Raw genomic sequence first — 16,547 nt, 5'->3', positions numbered from 1 at the left:
TGTCTGGCATCTGACAAGAGGCGATGATATCTGCCATAACGGTGAAGCAGAAGTAATATCACCCGTGAATAATAAGATTATCCTTACTATTGACTTCCTTCATTTCCAGCATAGCTTACGCTTCATCATCAATGAATAAACAATTAAGTTTGTTGAGCGAAAATTTACCTAAAGAAAAAATAATAAGCCTTAATATTTTTTTTGCAGTATTTCAACTTATAGCAGAATAAATGTGCGTAGATGGCGTAAAAACCTGACGAGCAGAAATACTTACACACTAAAAATGCTCCCGCAAACAGAGCAAAATGAGAAAGAGGAACGTTTGCCCCTTACATTTCCACCAAAGATTCTGGTTTTGTCTCTTGTAAAGGGCATACGTATCGCGTTTTATCTCATTAAGAAAGTATGTTGACGTATTAAATTAAGCATAATGCTCTTTCAATTGCTTCACGTTTGAAATGAATAATTCAAAACCAGTGAGCGCCTCTTCTTCGGTACTGGTTTGCGGCAAGCGATAAAGCGCCACTAAAGCAGTATTGTCTGCGTCAGCGCCGATAGTGACGGCGCTGGTGTAGTTCAGACGTAAAAAATGCTGCAAAGTCAGGATGTCGTCAGGCAATGGCATAAAGGGACAGCACATTTCCAGTGTATGATCGGATTCATTAAAATAAACCTGTATCCCATCATCAATGATAAGCAGTGGCTCATCTTCTGGCGCATCCAGGCCTAACGCGTCATATAAACGATTTAATAGACTTTCCATATAGTTACCTCAAGACTCAAGATGTGATTAATGAAGAAATGCCTTTTACTGACTGCCAAATATTTTCATCCCCAACTCGTTTTTGATAGGAAAGATTGAGCACCTCTGGCGATAAATTTTTCATTACTTTGTTTCCCGCCCCGCCCGTATTTTGTTTCTGAATCTCCAGGTTGCCGCTATTCAGTAATACTTTTTGGAAAATTTTCTGTCCACCGCTATCCGGAAGACTACCAGGCGCACTTAACATATGGGTCTGATGTAAAGAAATGTGCTCTCGCTTGATTTCTGAATCCATCATCCCTGTACGATCTTTGCCGCTTTTACAATTCCAGGCGGGCACCGCGTCAATTTCATGGGCTAACATGGCAAGGCGTTGTGCGAGTTTATAGGGTTCACCGCCATCTTTATGATGTAGGTTATTTTTCCAGATATCCTTAATCTGGCGCGCTAATGTATTGACGACCTCATAATTATCCGGGTATTGCGCCAGCCATTCGCCAACCCAGCCACCAGGTCTGGCTTCAGGGCGTAAATCATTGCCTAATAACTGATGTAGCGCTTCGGCATTATATCTATCCGATGCCTTAAGGCCAAAGCCGAGCTTGAGCGCCAGCTCATTAACACCCACATTAAATGCGGCGACGTCCGGTTTTATTTTTACCGTCTGTAGATCGCCATCTTTATTGCGGATTTTTAAATGAATCATTTTTCCCGGCTGGGTCAACGATTGCCATGCGCGCATTTGATCCTCGACCATCGTTCCCTCTTTGCCGAAAATATTCGACGCGGTGAGTAACCCGACGGATACCAGTTTCAGGCTTACCGCTTCGCCCTCTAAGGCTCTGTTAAGCAACTCAGGTTTACTAAAAAGTGCCGCAGTTAATACTTCTTTGGCTTTGTTTTCAGCGCCGACCTGACGCAGAAGCGGATCTTTTTCATGATAGGGGGAAAGCACGCCATGACGTATCCCGCAAAAGAGCGTTTTATCTTTACCATCCTCATGCACACTCACCGTGGACATCCACAAATTGTTGGCGTGATGAATATTCCTGGTATCCCAACTGCATACGCCCTTTCCCTGATAAGCACTGGGAAAGATATCTTTTGCGCCAATTTTCATCTCTGCGGCAGGGAGCTGCGTGTTGGTATAGTGATGCCCGTTATGCGTGAGTGTATTTTTTATGGTTTGCCAGGGCTGGTTATTAAGCTGCTTGACCTGAGCATCTCTAAACGCTACTGCCGCAAAGCGATGAGCTTCTTTTGCAGGTAGGCCATTTTGCTGCTGAGTGCGTGCTGCAATAAGTTCGATAAGATTTTTCTTCAATGCTTTTGCCGCGGCTTCTTCTTGTTTTGTTGCTGGCCGGTCCGCTTTAACTTTGGCTAACTCCATTTGGTTTGCCATTGACGTTAGAACCGGGTCTTGTTTACCCAGAACGGTTGCCGCGACGGTAAGAAGATCGCGCTGTAAGTTATAGAGGTTATGCAGCGAGTGGTTAGACGTCTTCTGATGCTGTAGATAATTCCCCCATGTCGCGCCGGGTTCTCGCAGGACAATAATTTCCGGGCGAACGTCGGGCGCTTTAGCCGGCGCTTTGCCCTGGCCTGAGAGAATCTGCATTCCGTTGTATAAGGTTTTTTGTAGGCTTTTAAAAGCCTCCTGGGTTTTTAGTGAAGCTGAGTGATAGAAGCTCTGTATTTGCATAGCGTTTTTAATATTCCTGAATAGGGGAGTGGGAACATTCAACAGGGTTAACAACCCTTTAAAAGAATGTGACTTTTATGCGCCAGGAACTTTAAAAAAATGTCCTTTTTAATGAGAAAGCGCTTCTGATCAGGCGGGGAGGTGTCCTGACGTGTCCATACGTAGTGGCGATCATGGGGGGAGATCGGTACATCAAATGTTCATAAAATCTACAAACTTCACAATTTAGGGCACAACTTTTATTGAAAACCCACCTTCTTGACTCAGATCAAATTCACCGATTTACTCCTGCGTAAAGTAACGGCGTTACATCAAATGTTATACAGGTGTGTGTATGCCAGCAAAGCCCCGGACAAGTAAGACCGTGACGAAGAATATTCGTTTTTCCTATTCCATGCTTGAACAGATAGAATTCGCGTTGAAATCTGAAAAGACGCGGAATTTTTCAGCGTGGGTAAAAGAGGCCTGTCGGGAAAAGTTATGTAACACGGGACATAAGTTGTAGTTATCGTTTTATGCGAGAGGAGGCGGCCATTTTGAAAAGAACAACGTGCTTATATACCTCCTGGGTTTTTGCCGCTTTTGTCTCTCTGCTGATATTTGCCTGGAGTGTCATAAACTATCCTCTCTATGACTCCATAATAATTATTGTCTTTTATATCTGGCTAATTCTGGTGCCGCTTTATCTTATTGTGTATGAGTGGCTAATAGATTGTCATTAAATTTATGGTTGCGTACTTGAAAAGTGATATTTCATATCTGTGCGGTAAGTCATTGTCGTAATAATATTATTGGTCAGGCGACGGGCGAGCGTCTGCGCATTTTGCATCGTTTTATCTTCAAAATTTTGCAGTAAGCGTTGCGCTTCTTTCGGATGCGACGCATATAATCTCAGATAGCTCTGCTCCATCTTATACTGCTGCTTAGCTGTTTGCTGTTCAAATGTTTTCCAGGCGTGTTGCACATCTGGCGCAAACGCATTGTAGTCCTGCATAACCAGCGTTTGCAGCGTGCGGAATGTCCAGTAGGTAGAGTCGTTGCTCGCCCGATCGGTTCCTTTATCATCTCCGGGTTGATAATGACGCATTCCCTGATAATAGGGGAGATAGACGCTAAGAGATGGCATTCCATAGGCGATGTATTCTACGTTGCCGATAGCCTGCGGTAATTTCGGTCTGACCTGTAAAATATGTGACTCCTGGGTACGAAAAACGGATATAGGTCGCCATGGTTCTTGTGGATTATGACTGGCATAAGGGTCGTGCGACGTTCCCTGATAGTGATTGCGTAACGCGTTTTTTACTGCCGCCACGCTAATTTTCGTTATTGGCGTTAAAAAAACAGGAAATGTTTCTCCTTCGCTAACGGCCGTATCCAGATGCGGATTAAACTGATGTTGTAGCGTCCAGACGCGCGGATAATTATAGGTGGTATCGTTTTTGTTATCCTGCGAATAGGCTTGATGAAAGTCGAATTCGCCGCGGGCCGGATCATATAATCCCTGCTTTTTCGCAAAGCTTACTAACGTTGGTGACGCCATATAATTCGCGTTATCATTCGGATCGTAATGGCGTAAACGTCCCTGATTGGCGGAAACGAAATAGCTATCTGCCGGAAGTCGTACTGCCAGCCATTGATGACCGCTTCCCGTCTCCAGATACCATATCTCTTTGCTATCAATAAACGCGACGCCGAAACCTTCGCCAGCGCCTTTTTGTTCAATAATGTCTCCCAGTAATTTGGCGCCCTGACGCGCCGATTGCGCCACTGGCAGGATCACGGACTCAATGGCGTCTTCCGTGATTCCCGTTTTTGTCACGTAAGGATCGGCAGCCAGCGCCGCTCTGCCGTTATAAATGGTTTCCGTTGCGCTCATTCCGACGCCCGCCGAATTGAAACCGGCTTCACCCATGGCGTTATCGTTAGTATCAAAGTCATGAATCGCCGTATAGCGCATCGCTGTCTCCGGAAGCGGCCAGCTAAAATTGTTCCGATGTGCTTTATACTCGCCTTGTTGATGAAACGCGACGGGATGAATAACCTTATGCTTGGCGTTATTTGCCGAGCCATCCTCGTTGCGCGCGATAATAAAGGAGCCGTCAGCCGAAGCCTGATTGCCTACCAAAAGGGTAGTACAGGCGATGACTTTACCCATACCCAGCAGCGTAACGGCGAATGCAAGATACTTTTTCATAAAGGTTCCCACTGAATAACGCGTTATGGGATGAATTGACCCTGGATTGGAAACCGAGAAAGTGATCGAGCCAGCAATATTCTTTGCCGGCATCCTTTATTTTCTCTTTATTGAGGTTGTATTGATAACCACAGCCCTGTGGCAGGGAAGGGGAACAGAACCTGTACTGACCTTAGCTATCACCGCTATCAGGCAGACGAACCGAAAAGATATTATGTTCATCGGCATAGCGGTAAGATGCCGAACCACCGTGTAATAGAGCAATCGCGTTAACTAACGATAACCCCAGGCCGAAACCGGCAGTGTGGCGGGCATTATCTCCTCGCCAAAAACGCCGGAAAAGCTTATCCGCATCGGCGGGGTGGCTGCCCGGATTAGCGACCCGAATTTCTGCAACGTTATCATCATAAGCGCTTTCAATACGTATCACGGCGTTTTCATCAGAATAACGGATGGCATTCGTCAGCAGGTTTGAGAGCACTCTTTGTAATAATATTTCGTCAGCCCATACCGTTCCCTGACATTGATTTATAAAACAGATGCGCTTCTCCTCGGCAAGGGGGCTAAGATAATCCAGCATATTTTCGACCAGCGCATTGAGCGAAACAGGCTGTTTTTTTACCGCTATATTCTGGTGCTCCGCGCGTGCCAGAAAGAGAATATTTTCTGTCAGTCGCGACAGTCCCTCCAGCTCTTCAATATTATCGACAAGGGCTTGTTGATACTCTTCGGCGCTGCGTTCCTGACTCAGCATCACCTGATTCTTCCCCAGTAAAATATTAATCGGCGTGCGCAGCTCATGCGCCAGATCGTCAGCAAATTGGTTCAGGCGTTCAAAATCGTCGGAAAGCTTCTGGCGCATGGTATTTAGCGCTTGTCCAAGCGGCCTGAGCTCGACGGGTAACGCCTGTTCCGCCAGCGGCTGGCGAAGTGTGCCGCTATCAGTCGCCGCGGTGAGTCGGCTGAGCGACGTAATGGCCCGCAGCCCGTTTCTGATGACTAATGGACTGAGCGCCGAACAGACGAGGATCGCGATAAGGCTAATCAGCAAACTGTTGCGGCGATATTGCGTCAGCATTTGCCGCCTTTCCGTCGCCAGCCTGGCAATAGTAAGGGTCAGCGGGTCATCGCCGCTTCTGGCGTTTACTCGTACCGCGGTCAGCTCCGTGCCTTGTACCGCCTGGCGAAATAAGGTTTCGCGGGTGATGTTTTTAGCCAGCGGAATCTCGTTAAAGCGTTGGTCGGGGATGCCGCTATGATTAATCGCAACATTGTGGCCTGTTGCTGAATGGATCAATAAGATATCCTGCTTCGTATCCACCATCCGATTGAAATAGAGCGGCAGATTTTCCGGCCTGGCGCCATCCAGTAACAGTTGCTGCATTTGCGCCGCCCGATTTATTAGCGTCATATCATCCCGATACGTTAATTCTTTGCTCAGCGCGTTATAGAGCGTCCAGCTAATGCCGGTACAGGCGAGGATAAGTATGGCGATAAAAGAAATTGTCAGGCGCAGCGTCATTGATAACTTAACCATTCTGCGACGTTTCCGCCTGTAATCGATAACCCATCCCCCGGACGGTCATAATGAGCTTCTTTTCAAATGGATCGTCTACTTTGGCGCGCAGCCGACGAATCGCGACATCAACGGTGTTGGTTTCACTATCAAAGTTAATTCCCCAAACTTCGCTGGCGATCGCGGTTCGGGGCACAATTTCTCCTGCCCGGGAGGCCAGTAACCAGAGGAGCAGGAATTCTTTGCGGGTCAGGGAAATCGGTTTGCCATTTCGTGACACCGATTGCTTTGTGGCATCCATGTCCAGACCATTGATCGTCAGTCGGGTAAAGACCGGGACGTGCTGTCTGAGTTGAGCTCTCACCCGGGCCAGCAGTTCGGCGAAGGAAAAAGGCTTAACAAGGTAATCATTAGCGCCCGCCTCAAGACCTTTGACGCGATCCTCAACCGAGTCGCGCGCCGTCAGGCAAATAACGGGGGACTGATGCGCAGTGCGTAACGCGCGTAAAACCTGCCATCCATCAAGCCCCGGCAGCATAATATCAAGAATAATCAATGAATAATGTTCCTGAAGGGCCAGGTGTAATCCGTCTCGTCCATCACAGGCATAATCAACCACATAGCCTGCCTCCGTGAGTCCCTGACGTACCCACTGAATGGTTTTCTGGTTATCTTCAATCAATAAAATCTTCATCAACGCAGTATGCCATAGGCTTGGTAGCGAATCCGTAAATCTCCAACAAGATGACATAATTGTCATGTCCGTGTAAGGTTAATCCTGGACGCGCCAGATATATTTTCCTGCATCAATACCGTAAAGGAGTGAAGCATGAAACGATATATACTGGCTACCGCGATAGCATCTCTTGTTGCAGCCCCTGCAATGGCGCTGGCCGCTGGCAACAATATTCTCAGCGTACATATTCTCGATCAGCAAACAGGCAAACCGGCGCCCGGCGTGGAGGTGGTACTGGAGCAGAAAAAGGATAACGGATGGACGCAATTAAATACCGGGCATACCGACCAGGATGGACGTATTAAAGCACTGTGGCCCGAAAAAGCTGCCGCGCCGGGGGATTATCGCGTTATTTTTAAAACCGGCCAGTATTTTGAAAGTAAAAAACTGGATACGTTTTTCCCGGAGATTCCCGTCGAGTTTCATATCAGCAAAACGAATGAGCACTATCATGTGCCGCTGTTATTAAGTCAGTATGGTTATTCAACCTATCGCGGGAGCTAATTTAGAGCCTATCCCATTAGGGCTATTTTACTTGCCATTTTGGACCTGGGCAGTGCTCGCCAAAACGCGTTAGCGTTTTGAACGCCGCTAGCGGCGGCCCGAAGGGCGAGCGTAGCGAGTCAAACCTCACGTACTACGTGTACGCTCCGGTTTTTGCGCGCTGTCCGTGTCCAAACTGGCTGCACCAATAACGCCTGGTGGGATAGGCTCTTAGATTGTATTAATCGCCGCGATTTATGGCGATCAAACATTGCGGCGGGAATAAAAATCTTCAGCGTATCGACTCTTCTCCCACAAGCGGTGGTTATCCCGCTTGTGGGCATGAGTGACGGTTAAACAGGCGCTTCCATCTCAAGTCTGACCGGATGAAAACGGCGTTTGAAATAAATCAGGCCATGCCCATCCTGGCTAAGGATGATATTTTTGATCGCCACCAGATACACCAGATGCGTGCCAATGGTTTGTACCTCGCTGATCTCGCCTTCAAGACCGGCCAGCGCGCCGTTAAGTACCGGCTGGCCCAACGGTCCGTTTTGCCAACATGGCTGGTGAAAACGCTCCTCCATCGCCATCCCCGTCATACCGGCAAAGTGGCGCGCCATCAGCTCCTGCTCATGGTTAAGTACATTAATGCACAGCCTGCCGTTGCCCTGAAAGACGGGGTTCATGGCGCTATTGGCATTAATACATACCATCACGGAGGGCGGCGTATCGGTGACGGAACAGACCGCTGTTGCGGTGATACCGCAGCGTCCGGCGTGACCCGCCGTGGTTACGATATTGACCGCTGCCGCCAGACTTGCCATCGCATCGCGAAAACGCAGACGTTGTTCATCTACTTGCATGAGAACCTCCTGCCGCGTTATTTCAGCAGCTTATCCAGTTGATTGATGTCGTCGTTATTGTGCAAATGCGAAACCGTCCAGCCATTCTGATCGTATTCGGAGAGGCAGCGATCGACCATTGCCATCATCTTATCCATATTGCCGGAGCTCTGGGCCTGACGCAGGCACTGCAGACGAATTTCATCCTGGCTGCCCGAGTAGTTAATCTCGTACAGCTCATGGCGACCGCCAAACTCGCTGCCGATGGCATCCCACATCAATTTAAGAATTTTGATACGTTCAACATGGTCCATTCCGTTAGAGCCACGTACGTATTTCGCCAGGTACTGGTCGATTTGCGGATTATTCAGATCGCGGGCGCTGGAAGGCAGGTAAATCAGGCCGCTGGTAACGTTACGTTCAATAATATTTTTAATTTTCGCGTAGGCCATTGGGGCCATCACACGATAGGTTTGCAGCGCAGCGTGGTCCGGTAGCCAGGCGCCGTTTACCCACGGGGTTGCTTCAGAACACATAGAATCGCTCAATGCCCAGAACATATTGCGCCAGGCCACGACTTCGCCGAGATCGGCCTGCACGCCCCGGAACTCTACGGTACCCGTACATTCGAGCGATTTTTTCAGCAGCGCGGTAATGAAATCAAGTTTAACCGCCAGACGAACACAGGCTTGCAGTGGATACATACGGGCAAAGCCGCCTTCCATCGTCCAGCGACGGCAACGATCGAAATCACGGTAAATCAACACGTTTTCCCACGGGATCAGCACCTTATCCATCACCAGAATGGCATCGTTTTCATCAAAGCGGCTGGAGAGTGGATAATCAAACGGCGAGCCCGTCGCGCCCGCGACCATTTCATACGAGGCGCGCGAAATAAGTTTTACGCCTTCGGCATCCATTGGCGCGACAAACATCAGCGCAAAATCCGGGTTTTCGCCCATCACCTGGGCTGAGCCGAAACCAATCATGTTGTAGTGAGTCAGGGCGGAGTTAGTGGCGACGACTTTCGCCCCGCTGACAATAATCCCGGCGTCCGTCTCTTTCTCCAGCTTGATATAGACGTCTTTCACTTCGTCGGCAGGTTTGTGGCGGTCGATAGGCGGGTTGACGATAGCATGGTTAAAGTACAGGCCGGTCTCCTGAATACGGGTGTACCAGTTGCGGGCGTTCTGCTCAAACTGGCCGTAGAAGGCTGGGTTAGCGCCCAGAGCGCAGCCAAAGGCGGCTTTGTAATCCGGTGTGCGTCCCATCCAGCCGTAACTCAGGCGTGACCACTCGGCGATAGCATCACGCTGTTGGCGCAGATCGTCTGCGCTTTTCGCCACGCGGAAAAATTTATGCGTATAACCGCCGCTGCCGGTATCGGTATTCCAGCACAGGGTATCTTGCATCGACGGTTTATGTAATGCGTCATACAGTTGTGCGACAGAGGCTGCGGCATTGCGGAATGCCGGATGTGTCGTAACATCTTTAACGCGTTCGCCGTAAATATAAATTTCCCGCCCGTCCTGCAGGCTTTTTAAATACTCTTCGCCCGTTAACGGACGCTTGTTATCAGTACGAAAATCTTCAGGTTTCATTGCGGCCTCTTCCTCGTTAATCGGAATGTTTTGTTAATAATATGTTTCTTATTTGTTGTTTAATTGAATAGGCAGAAGCGTAAACTGTGAAGAGACTTTCAGGACAACGGCGGGTACTTTTCAGATGAACGTCGAAGAAGAAGAGTAAAATGCGATCGCCGTCAACGTTGTAAGCGGGAGGGGATTCCCGTGTCGGCGGCGTGGGAAGGTAATAATACTATGCTTCCGCTTCGCTATCAGGATGCTGGCGCCCCAGGGCAATAAGATCGTCCAGCAGCAGCATCAATTGCTGTGTTTTTTCGGACGTGAAATCGGCCTCAATTTTTCGATAAGCCTCTTCTACCTGGCTCCGGGCACGGGCGTACAACGTTTGTCCCTGCTCCGTCAACATGACATATAACTTACGCTGATCGTTAACCGGCTTGAGTCGCAACACCAGTCCGTCTCGCTCCATGCGCGTCAATATTCCGGTCAGACTTGGACGCAAAATGCAGGTACGAAAGGCCAGCTCGTGAAAATCCATAGAGGGGCTATCGGCCAGGATTCGCACAATGCGCCATTGCTGGTCGGTCAGATTGTGGCTTTTAACGATGGGGCGGAAATAGGTCATTGCCGCTTCGCGCGCCTGAAGCAATGCGATGGTTAATGAATCATGCATAAGCGTTTCTCTTTTGCAGAATTATTAATACCTGAATAATCGTGTTTACCGATGTGAGCTATGACATCTGTTTTATGTCCAAAGTTTAACAGAAACAAGGGGTTTTATTTAACTATTTGATATATTTGTATTTAATTATTATTTTGTGAAAATATTGTTAATCACATCACAAATACTTTACTTCAGCTTGCTAAATGTACAGCGAAAGCATAAATCTAATCATTAATATATTAATGAAATCACAGCCCGTTAAATCGGCCTGAGGAGTTTATGTATGAAGGGTACTGTTTTCGCCGTTGCGTTAAACCATCGCAGCCAGCTTGATGCCTGGCAAGAGGCTTTCTCTCAGCCTCCCTATAATGCGCCGCCTAAAACCGCAGTGTGGTTCATCAAGCCGCGTAATACGGTGATTCGTCACGGCGAACCCATTCCTTATCCGCAGGGAGAAAAGGTACTGAGCGGCGCGACAGTGGCGCTCATTGTGGGGAAAACCGCCAGCCGGATACGCCCTGAAGCGGCGGCGGACTATATCGCCGGGTATGCGTTGGCTAACGAGGTCAGCCTGCCGGAAGAGAGCTTTTATCGCCCGGCGATTAAAGCGAAATGTCGCGATGGCTTTTGCCCTCTGGGTGAAATGGCGCCGCTGAGTGATGTGGATAACCTCACCATTATCACTGAAATCAACGGACGAGAAGCGGACCACTGGAATACTGCCGATTTACAGCGTAGCGCCGCACAGCTGCTTAGCGCGTTAAGTGAGTTCGCTACGCTTAACCCTGGCGATGCGATCTTACTCGGTACGCCGCAGAATCGCGTTGCGCTGCGTCCCGGCGATCGGGTGCGTATTCTGGCGAAAGGTTTACCCGCTCTGGAAAATCCGGTTGTCGCAGAAGATGAATTCGCCCGCCACCAGACGTTTACGTGGCCGTTGTCAGCAACGGGAACGCTATTTGCGCTGGGGTTGAACTACGCCGATCATGCCAGCGAGCTGGCATTTACGCCGCCGAAAGAGCCGCTGGTATTTATCAAAGCGCCAAACACCTTTACCGAACATCATCAAACGTCGGTGCGCCCGAACAACGTCGAATATATGCACTATGAAGCCGAACTGGTCGTGGTAATTGGCAAAACGGCGCGTAAGGTGAGCGAAGCCGAAGCCATGGAGTATGTGGCCGGTTACACCGTCTGTAACGACTACGCGATCCGCGACTATCTGGAAAACTACTACCGTCCAAATCTGCGGGTAAAAAGCCGCGACGGCCTGACGCCGATAGGCCCGTGGATTGTGGATAAAGAGGCGGTTTCTGATCCGCATAACCTGACGTTACGCACCTTTGTCAACGGTGAGCTGCGGCAGGAAGGGACGACCGCCGATCTGATCTTCAGCATCCCGTTCCTGATTTCTTATCTGAGCGAATTTATGACGTTGCAACCGGGCGACATGATTGCCACCGGTACGCCGAAAGGGTTGTCTGATGTGGTGCCGGGGGATGAGGTTGTCGTGGAAGTAGAAGGCGTGGGTCGCCTGGTTAACCGAATCGTCAGTGAGGAGAGCGCAAAATGAAGAAAATAAATCATTGGATTAACGGCAAAAATGTTGCAGGTAACGACTACTTCCAAACCACTAACCCGGCGACTGGTGACGTGCTGGCGGAAGTGGCCTCCGGCGGTGAAGCAGAAGTGAACCAGGCTGTCGCGGCGGCCAAAGAGGCGTTCCCGAAATGGGCCAACCTGCCGATGAAAGAGCGTGCGCGCCTGATGCGCCGCCTTGGCGACCTGATTGACCAGCATGTGCCGGAAATCGCGGCGATGGAAACCGCCGACACAGGCCTGCCTATTCACCAGACTAAAAACGTGCTGATTCCGCGCGCCTCGCATAACTTCGAATTCTTCGCCGAAGTGTGCCAGCAGATGAACGGCAAGACCTATCCGGTTGACGATAAAATGCTCAATTATACGCTGGTGCAGCCCGTCGGCGTCTGCGCGCTGGTGTCGCCGTGGAACGTGCCGTTTATGACCGCGACCTGGAAAGTCGCGCCGTGCCTGGCGCTGGGTAACACCGCGGTGCTCAAAATGTCCGAGCTGTCGCCGTTGACTGCCGACAGGCTGGGCGAGCTGGCGCTGGAGGCAGGAATTCCGGCAGGCGTGCTGAACGTGGTGCAGGGCTATGGCGCGACGGCGGGCGATGCGCTGGTACGCCACCATGACGTGCGTGCGGTGTCGTTTACCGGCGGGACCGCCACCGGTCGCAATATCATGAAAAATGCTGGCCTGAAAAAATACTCGATGGAGCTGGGCGGCAAATCGCCGGTGCTGATTTTTGAAGATGCCGACATTGAGCGCGCGCTGGACGCCGCGCTGTTCACCATCTTCTCGATCAACGGCGAACGCTGCACCGCCGGGTCGCGCATCTTTATCCAGCAGAGCATTTACCCTGAGTTCGTGAAGCGCTTTGCCGAACGCGCGAATCGCCTGCGTGTCGGCGATCCGACCGACCCGAATACCCAGGTCGGCGCGCTGATTAGCCAACAGCACTGGGAAAAAGTCTCCGGTTATATTCGCCTCGGCATTGAAGAGGGCGCAACGCTGCTGGCGGGCGGTGCGGAAAAACCCACTGACCTGCCTGCGCATCTGAAAGGCGGTAACTTCCTGCGCCCAACCGTGCTGGCCGATGTCGACAACCGTATGCGCGTCGCGCAGGAAGAGATCTTTGGGCCGGTCGCCTGCCTGCTGCCATTCAAAGACGAAGCGGAAGGGTTACGTTTGGCGAACGACGTGGAATACGGTCTGGCCTCTTATATCTGGACCCAGGACGTGAGCAAAGTGTTGCGCCTGGCGCGTGGGATTGAAGCCGGCATGGTCTTCGTCAACACCCAGAACGTCCGCGACCTGCGCCAGCCGTTCGGCGGCGTGAAAGCCTCCGGTACCGGGCGCGAAGGCGGCGAATATAGCTTCGAAGTGTTTGCGGAAATGAAAAACGTCTGCATCTCAATGGGCGACCATCCTATCCCAAAATGGGGAGTTTGATATGGGCAAGTTAGCGTTAGCAGCAAAAATTACCCACGTGCCGTCTATGTATCTTTCTGAACTGCCGGGAAAAAATCACGGTTGTCGTCAGGCAGCCATTGATGGTCATATTGAAATTGGCAAGCGTTGCCGCGAAATGGGCGTTGACACCATTATCGTATTCGACACCCACTGGCTGGTGAATAGCGCTTACCACATTAATTGTGCCGACCATTTCCAGGGCGTCTATACCAGCAACGAATTGCCACACTTTATTCGCGACATGACCTATGACTATGACGGTAATCCGGAGCTCGGCCATCTGATCGCCGACGAGGCAGTCAAACTGGGCGTGCGCGCTAAAGCGCATAACATCCCGAGCCTGAAGCTGGAGTATGGCACGCTGGTGCCGATGCGCTACATGAACAGCGACAAGCACTTCAAAGTGGTCTCCATCTCGGCGTTCTGCACTGTGCATGATTTTGCCGACAGCCGCAGACTGGGTGAAGCCATTCTCAAGGCGATTGAGAAATATGACGGTACCGTAGCGGTATTCGCCAGTGGTTCTCTGTCGCACCGTTTTATTGACGACCAACGGGCGGAAGAGGGGATGAACAGCTACACCCGCGAGTTCGATCACCAGATGGACGAGCGCGTGGTCAAGCTGTGGCGCGAAGGCAAATTCAAGGAGTTTTGCACCATGTTGCCGGAGTACGCCGACTACTGCTACGGCGAAGGCAACATGCACGACACGGTCATGCTGCTGGGAATGCTGGGTTGGGACAAATACGACGGCAAGGTGGAGTTCATCACCGATCTGTTCGCCAGCTCCGGTACCGGCCAGGTGAACGCTGTTTTCCCGCTGCCTGCGTAAGGGGTGTTTATGCCGCACTTTATTGCTGAATGTACTGAAAATATTCGCGAGCAGGCTGATTTACCCGGCCTGTTCAGCAAGGTAAACGAGGCGCTGGCCGCCAGCGGGATTTTCCCCATCGGCGGTATCCGCAGTCGCGCCCACTGGCTGGATACCTGGCAGATGGCTGACGGTAAGCATGATTACGCGTTTGTGCATATGACGCTGAAAATCGGTGCCGGGCGCAGCCTGGAGAGCCGTCAGGAAGTCGGCGAAATGCTGTTTGGGCTGATTAAAGCCCACTTCGCCGACCTGATGGAGAACCGCTATCTGGCGCTGTCGTTTGAGATTGCCGAGCTACATCCGACGCTCAATTACAAACAAAACAACGTACACGCGTTATTTAAATAGCACACTGTTTCGCCCGGTGGCGCTGCGCTGACCGGGCCTACAAAAAAACGATGCGCGAAGCAATACCGAACCGTAGGCCGGGTAAGACGCACCCGCGTCGCCACCCGGCGCAGCAGCACCGCATGACGTAACAGGAAGCAACTATGCTCGATAAACAGACCCATACCCTGATCGCCCAGCGACTTAATCAGGCTGAAAAACAGCGTGAACAGATTCGCGCAGTGTCGCTGGATTATCCCAACATCACTATTGAAGATGCCTATGCCGTACAGCGTGAATGGGTCAATATCAAAATTGCCGAAGGGCGCACGCTCAAAGGCCACAAAATCGGCCTGACCTCAAAAGCGATGCAGGCCAGCTCGCAAATCAGCGAACCGGATTACGGCGCGCTGCTTGACGATATGTTCTTCCATGACGGCGGCGATATCCCCACCGACCGTTTTATCGTCCCGCGTATTGAAGTGGAGCTGGCGTTCGTGCTGGCGAAACCGCTGCGCGGCCCTCACTGCACGCTGTTCGACGTCTACAATGCCACGGATTATGTGATTCCGGCGCTGGAACTGATTGACGCCCGCAGCCACAACATCGACCCGGAAACCCAGCGCCCGCGCAAAGTGTTCGACACCATTTCCGACAACGCCGCCAACGCCGGGGTGATCCTCGGTGGTCGTCCCATCAAACCAGACGAGCTGGATCTGCGCTGGATCTCCGCGCTGCTCTATCGCAACGGCGTGATCGAAGAAACCGGCGTCGCCGCAGGCGTGCTGAATCATCCGGCCAACGGCGTGGCGTGGCTGGCGAACAAGCTTGCCCCCTACGATGTCCAGCTTGAAGCCGGGCAGATCATCCTCGGCGGCTCGTTCACCCGCCCGGTGCCGGCGCGCAAGGGCGACACCTTCCATGTCGATTACGGCAACATGGGCGCGATCAGTTGCCGGTTTGTGTAAGGAAAAAACGATGAAAAATGCTTTCAAAGACGCGTTAAAAGCGGGGCGCCCGCAAATCGGTTTGTGGCTGGGGCTTGCCAACAGTTACAGCGCTGAACTGTTAGCGGGCGCCGGCTTCGACTGGCTACTGATTGACGGTGAACACGCGCCAAACAACGTGCAGACGGTGTTGACCCAGTTGCAGGCGATTGCGCCTTATCCCAGCCAGCCGGTGGTGCGTCCGTCATGGAACGATCCGGTACAGATTAAGCAACTGCTCGACGTCGGCGCGCAAACGCTGCTGATACCGATGGTGCAGAATGCCGATGAAGCGCGAAACGCCGTGGCGGCTACGCGTTATCCGCCTGCCGGTATTCGCGGCGTGGGCAGCGCGTTGGCGCGGGCATCGCGCTGGAACCGCATTCCGGACTATCTCCACCAGGCCAACGACGCCATGTGCGTACTGGTGCAGATTGAAACGCGTGAGGCGATGAGCAATCTGGCGTCAATTCTCGACGTGGATGGCATTGACGGCGTGTTTATCGGCCCGGCGGACCTCAGCGCCGATATGGGCTTTGCCGGCAATCCGCAGCACCCGGAAGTGCAGGCGGCGATTGAGAACGCCATCGTGCAGATACGCGCGGCGGGGAAAGCGCCGGGGATTCTGATGGCCAATGAAGCACTGGCGAAACGTTATCTGGAACTGGGGGCGCTATTTGTCGCCGTCGGCGTTGACACCACGCTGCTGGCGCGCGGAGCGGAGGCGCTGGCGGCGCGCTTTGGCGCAGAAAAAAACCTGTCCGGTGCGTCCGGCGTCTATTAAGCCTGGCCCGGTAAGCGTAGCGCTACCGGG

17 protein-coding genes and 1 pseudogene are annotated in these 16,547 nt (G+C 51.5%); 9 read left to right on the top strand and 9 right to left on the bottom strand.

Features of this window, described 5'->3' with window-relative positions; all coding sequences use genetic code 11:
- Positions 1–89 precede the first annotated feature (89 nt).
- Positions 90–412, top strand: a pseudogene (locus LCS67_RS13885) (hypothetical protein).
- A gap of 9 nt (positions 413–421) precedes the next feature.
- Here the strand turns inward: LCS67_RS13885 and sigE are convergent.
- Together sigE and sopB are read right to left on the bottom strand one after the other, a co-directional pair.
- On the bottom strand, positions 422–763 hold the full coding sequence (sigE, locus tag LCS67_RS13880; RefSeq protein WP_000444724.1) for a type III secretion system chaperone SigE: 342 nt from the start codon (positions 761–763) through the stop codon (positions 422–424).
- Between the two features lie 16 nt (positions 764–779).
- The gene (gene sopB, locus LCS67_RS13875; RefSeq protein WP_001166958.1) at positions 780–2,465 is read right to left on the bottom strand and encodes an SPI-1 type III secretion system effector inositol phosphate phosphatase SopB; all 1,686 of its coding nucleotides are present in this window, start codon (positions 2,463–2,465) and stop codon (positions 780–782) included.
- A 334-nt stretch (positions 2,466–2,799) separates the two neighbouring features.
- On the opposite strand from sopB, the gene LCS67_RS13870 reads away from it, so the two are divergent.
- Positions 2,800–2,970 carry a YlcI/YnfO family protein gene (locus LCS67_RS13870; RefSeq protein WP_001111006.1) on the top strand — a complete coding sequence of 57 codons (171 nt, stop codon included), beginning with the start codon at positions 2,800–2,802 and terminating at the stop codon, positions 2,968–2,970.
- On the opposite strand, the gene LCS67_RS13865 is transcribed toward LCS67_RS13870, so the two are convergent.
- The 4 genes from LCS67_RS13865 to hprR form a co-directional block, all read right to left on the bottom strand.
- Positions 2,971–3,081, bottom strand: a complete 111-nt coding sequence (locus LCS67_RS13865) for a hypothetical protein (RefSeq protein WP_000174815.1) — start codon at positions 3,079–3,081, stop codon at positions 2,971–2,973. It abuts the gene before it with no gap.
- A 108-nt stretch (positions 3,082–3,189) separates the two neighbouring features.
- Complete coding sequence (locus tag LCS67_RS13860; RefSeq protein ID WP_000760232.1) at positions 3,190–4,659, bottom strand: C69 family dipeptidase; 1,470 nt, start codon at positions 4,657–4,659, stop codon at positions 3,190–3,192.
- A 172-nt stretch (positions 4,660–4,831) separates the two neighbouring features.
- A complete protein-coding gene (locus LCS67_RS13855; protein WP_001529185.1) occupies positions 4,832–6,196 on the bottom strand; it encodes a heavy metal sensor histidine kinase in 1,365 nt (454 codons plus the stop codon).
- Positions 6,189–6,869 carry a response regulator transcription factor HprR gene (hprR, locus tag LCS67_RS13850; protein WP_000698217.1) on the bottom strand — a complete coding sequence of 227 codons (681 nt, stop codon included), beginning with the start codon at positions 6,867–6,869 and terminating at the stop codon, positions 6,189–6,191. Before hprR ends, LCS67_RS13855 begins: the two co-directional genes overlap by 8 nt.
- 135 nt (positions 6,870–7,004) lie before the next feature.
- On the opposite strand from hprR, the gene hiuH reads away from it, so the two are divergent.
- Positions 7,005–7,415, top strand: a complete 411-nt coding sequence (gene hiuH, locus LCS67_RS13845) for a hydroxyisourate hydrolase (RefSeq protein ID WP_000833182.1) — start codon at positions 7,005–7,007, stop codon at positions 7,413–7,415.
- A gap of 332 nt (positions 7,416–7,747) precedes the next feature.
- Here hiuH and LCS67_RS13840 read toward each other — a convergent pair whose 3' ends face one another.
- The 3 genes from LCS67_RS13840 to hpaR form a co-directional block, all read right to left on the bottom strand.
- Positions 7,748–8,260, bottom strand: coding sequence for a 4-hydroxyphenylacetate 3-monooxygenase reductase subunit (locus tag LCS67_RS13840; RefSeq protein ID WP_001195556.1), 513 nt, complete (start codon positions 8,258–8,260; stop codon positions 7,748–7,750).
- A gap of 17 nt (positions 8,261–8,277) precedes the next feature.
- Positions 8,278–9,840, bottom strand: a complete 1,563-nt coding sequence (gene hpaB / locus LCS67_RS13835; protein ID WP_000801496.1) for a 4-hydroxyphenylacetate 3-monooxygenase, oxygenase component — start codon at positions 9,838–9,840, stop codon at positions 8,278–8,280.
- A 217-nt stretch (positions 9,841–10,057) separates the two neighbouring features.
- Positions 10,058–10,498 (bottom strand): homoprotocatechuate degradation operon regulator HpaR, encoded by a 441-nt coding sequence (hpaR, locus tag LCS67_RS13830; RefSeq protein ID WP_080183925.1) that lies wholly within the window; start codon positions 10,496–10,498, stop codon positions 10,058–10,060.
- Positions 10,499–10,772: 274 nt separating this feature from the next.
- On the opposite strand from hpaR, the gene hpaG reads away from it, so the two are divergent.
- From hpaG to hpaI, 6 genes are all read left to right on the top strand, one after another.
- On the top strand, positions 10,773–12,062 hold the full coding sequence (hpaG, locus tag LCS67_RS13825; protein WP_000679210.1) for a 4-hydroxyphenylacetate degradation bifunctional isomerase/decarboxylase: 1,290 nt from the start codon (positions 10,773–10,775) through the stop codon (positions 12,060–12,062).
- Entirely contained in the window at positions 12,059–13,525 is a 1,467-nt protein-coding gene (hpaE, locus tag LCS67_RS13820; protein ID WP_000723524.1) for a 5-carboxymethyl-2-hydroxymuconate semialdehyde dehydrogenase, read from the top strand. The genes hpaG and hpaE overlap by 4 nt, the downstream gene beginning before the upstream one ends.
- Position 13,526: 1 nt before the next feature.
- Positions 13,527–14,378, top strand: a complete 852-nt coding sequence (gene hpaD, locus LCS67_RS13815) for a 3,4-dihydroxyphenylacetate 2,3-dioxygenase (protein ID WP_000516978.1) — start codon at positions 13,527–13,529, stop codon at positions 14,376–14,378.
- A gap of 9 nt (positions 14,379–14,387) precedes the next feature.
- Positions 14,388–14,768 carry a 5-carboxymethyl-2-hydroxymuconate Delta-isomerase gene (locus LCS67_RS13810; protein ID WP_001119849.1) on the top strand — a complete coding sequence of 127 codons (381 nt, stop codon included), beginning with the start codon at positions 14,388–14,390 and terminating at the stop codon, positions 14,766–14,768.
- Between the two features lie 143 nt (positions 14,769–14,911).
- On the top strand, positions 14,912–15,715 hold the full coding sequence (hpaH, locus tag LCS67_RS13805) for a 2-oxo-hept-4-ene-1,7-dioate hydratase (RefSeq protein ID WP_000884795.1): 804 nt from the start codon (positions 14,912–14,914) through the stop codon (positions 15,713–15,715).
- 10 nt (positions 15,716–15,725) lie between these two features.
- The gene (hpaI, locus tag LCS67_RS13800; protein WP_000785062.1) at positions 15,726–16,517 is read left to right on the top strand and encodes a 4-hydroxy-2-oxoheptanedioate aldolase; all 792 of its coding nucleotides are present in this window, start codon (positions 15,726–15,728) and stop codon (positions 16,515–16,517) included.
- The last annotated feature ends 30 nt before the right edge of the window (positions 16,518–16,547 follow it).

Origin of the sequence: Salmonella sp. A7 (genome assembly GCF_020181675.1) — a bacterium.
Taxonomy (GTDB): Bacteria; Pseudomonadota; Gammaproteobacteria; order Enterobacterales; family Enterobacteriaceae; genus Salmonella; species Salmonella enterica.
This window is presented reverse-complemented; position numbering and strand designations above follow the sequence as displayed.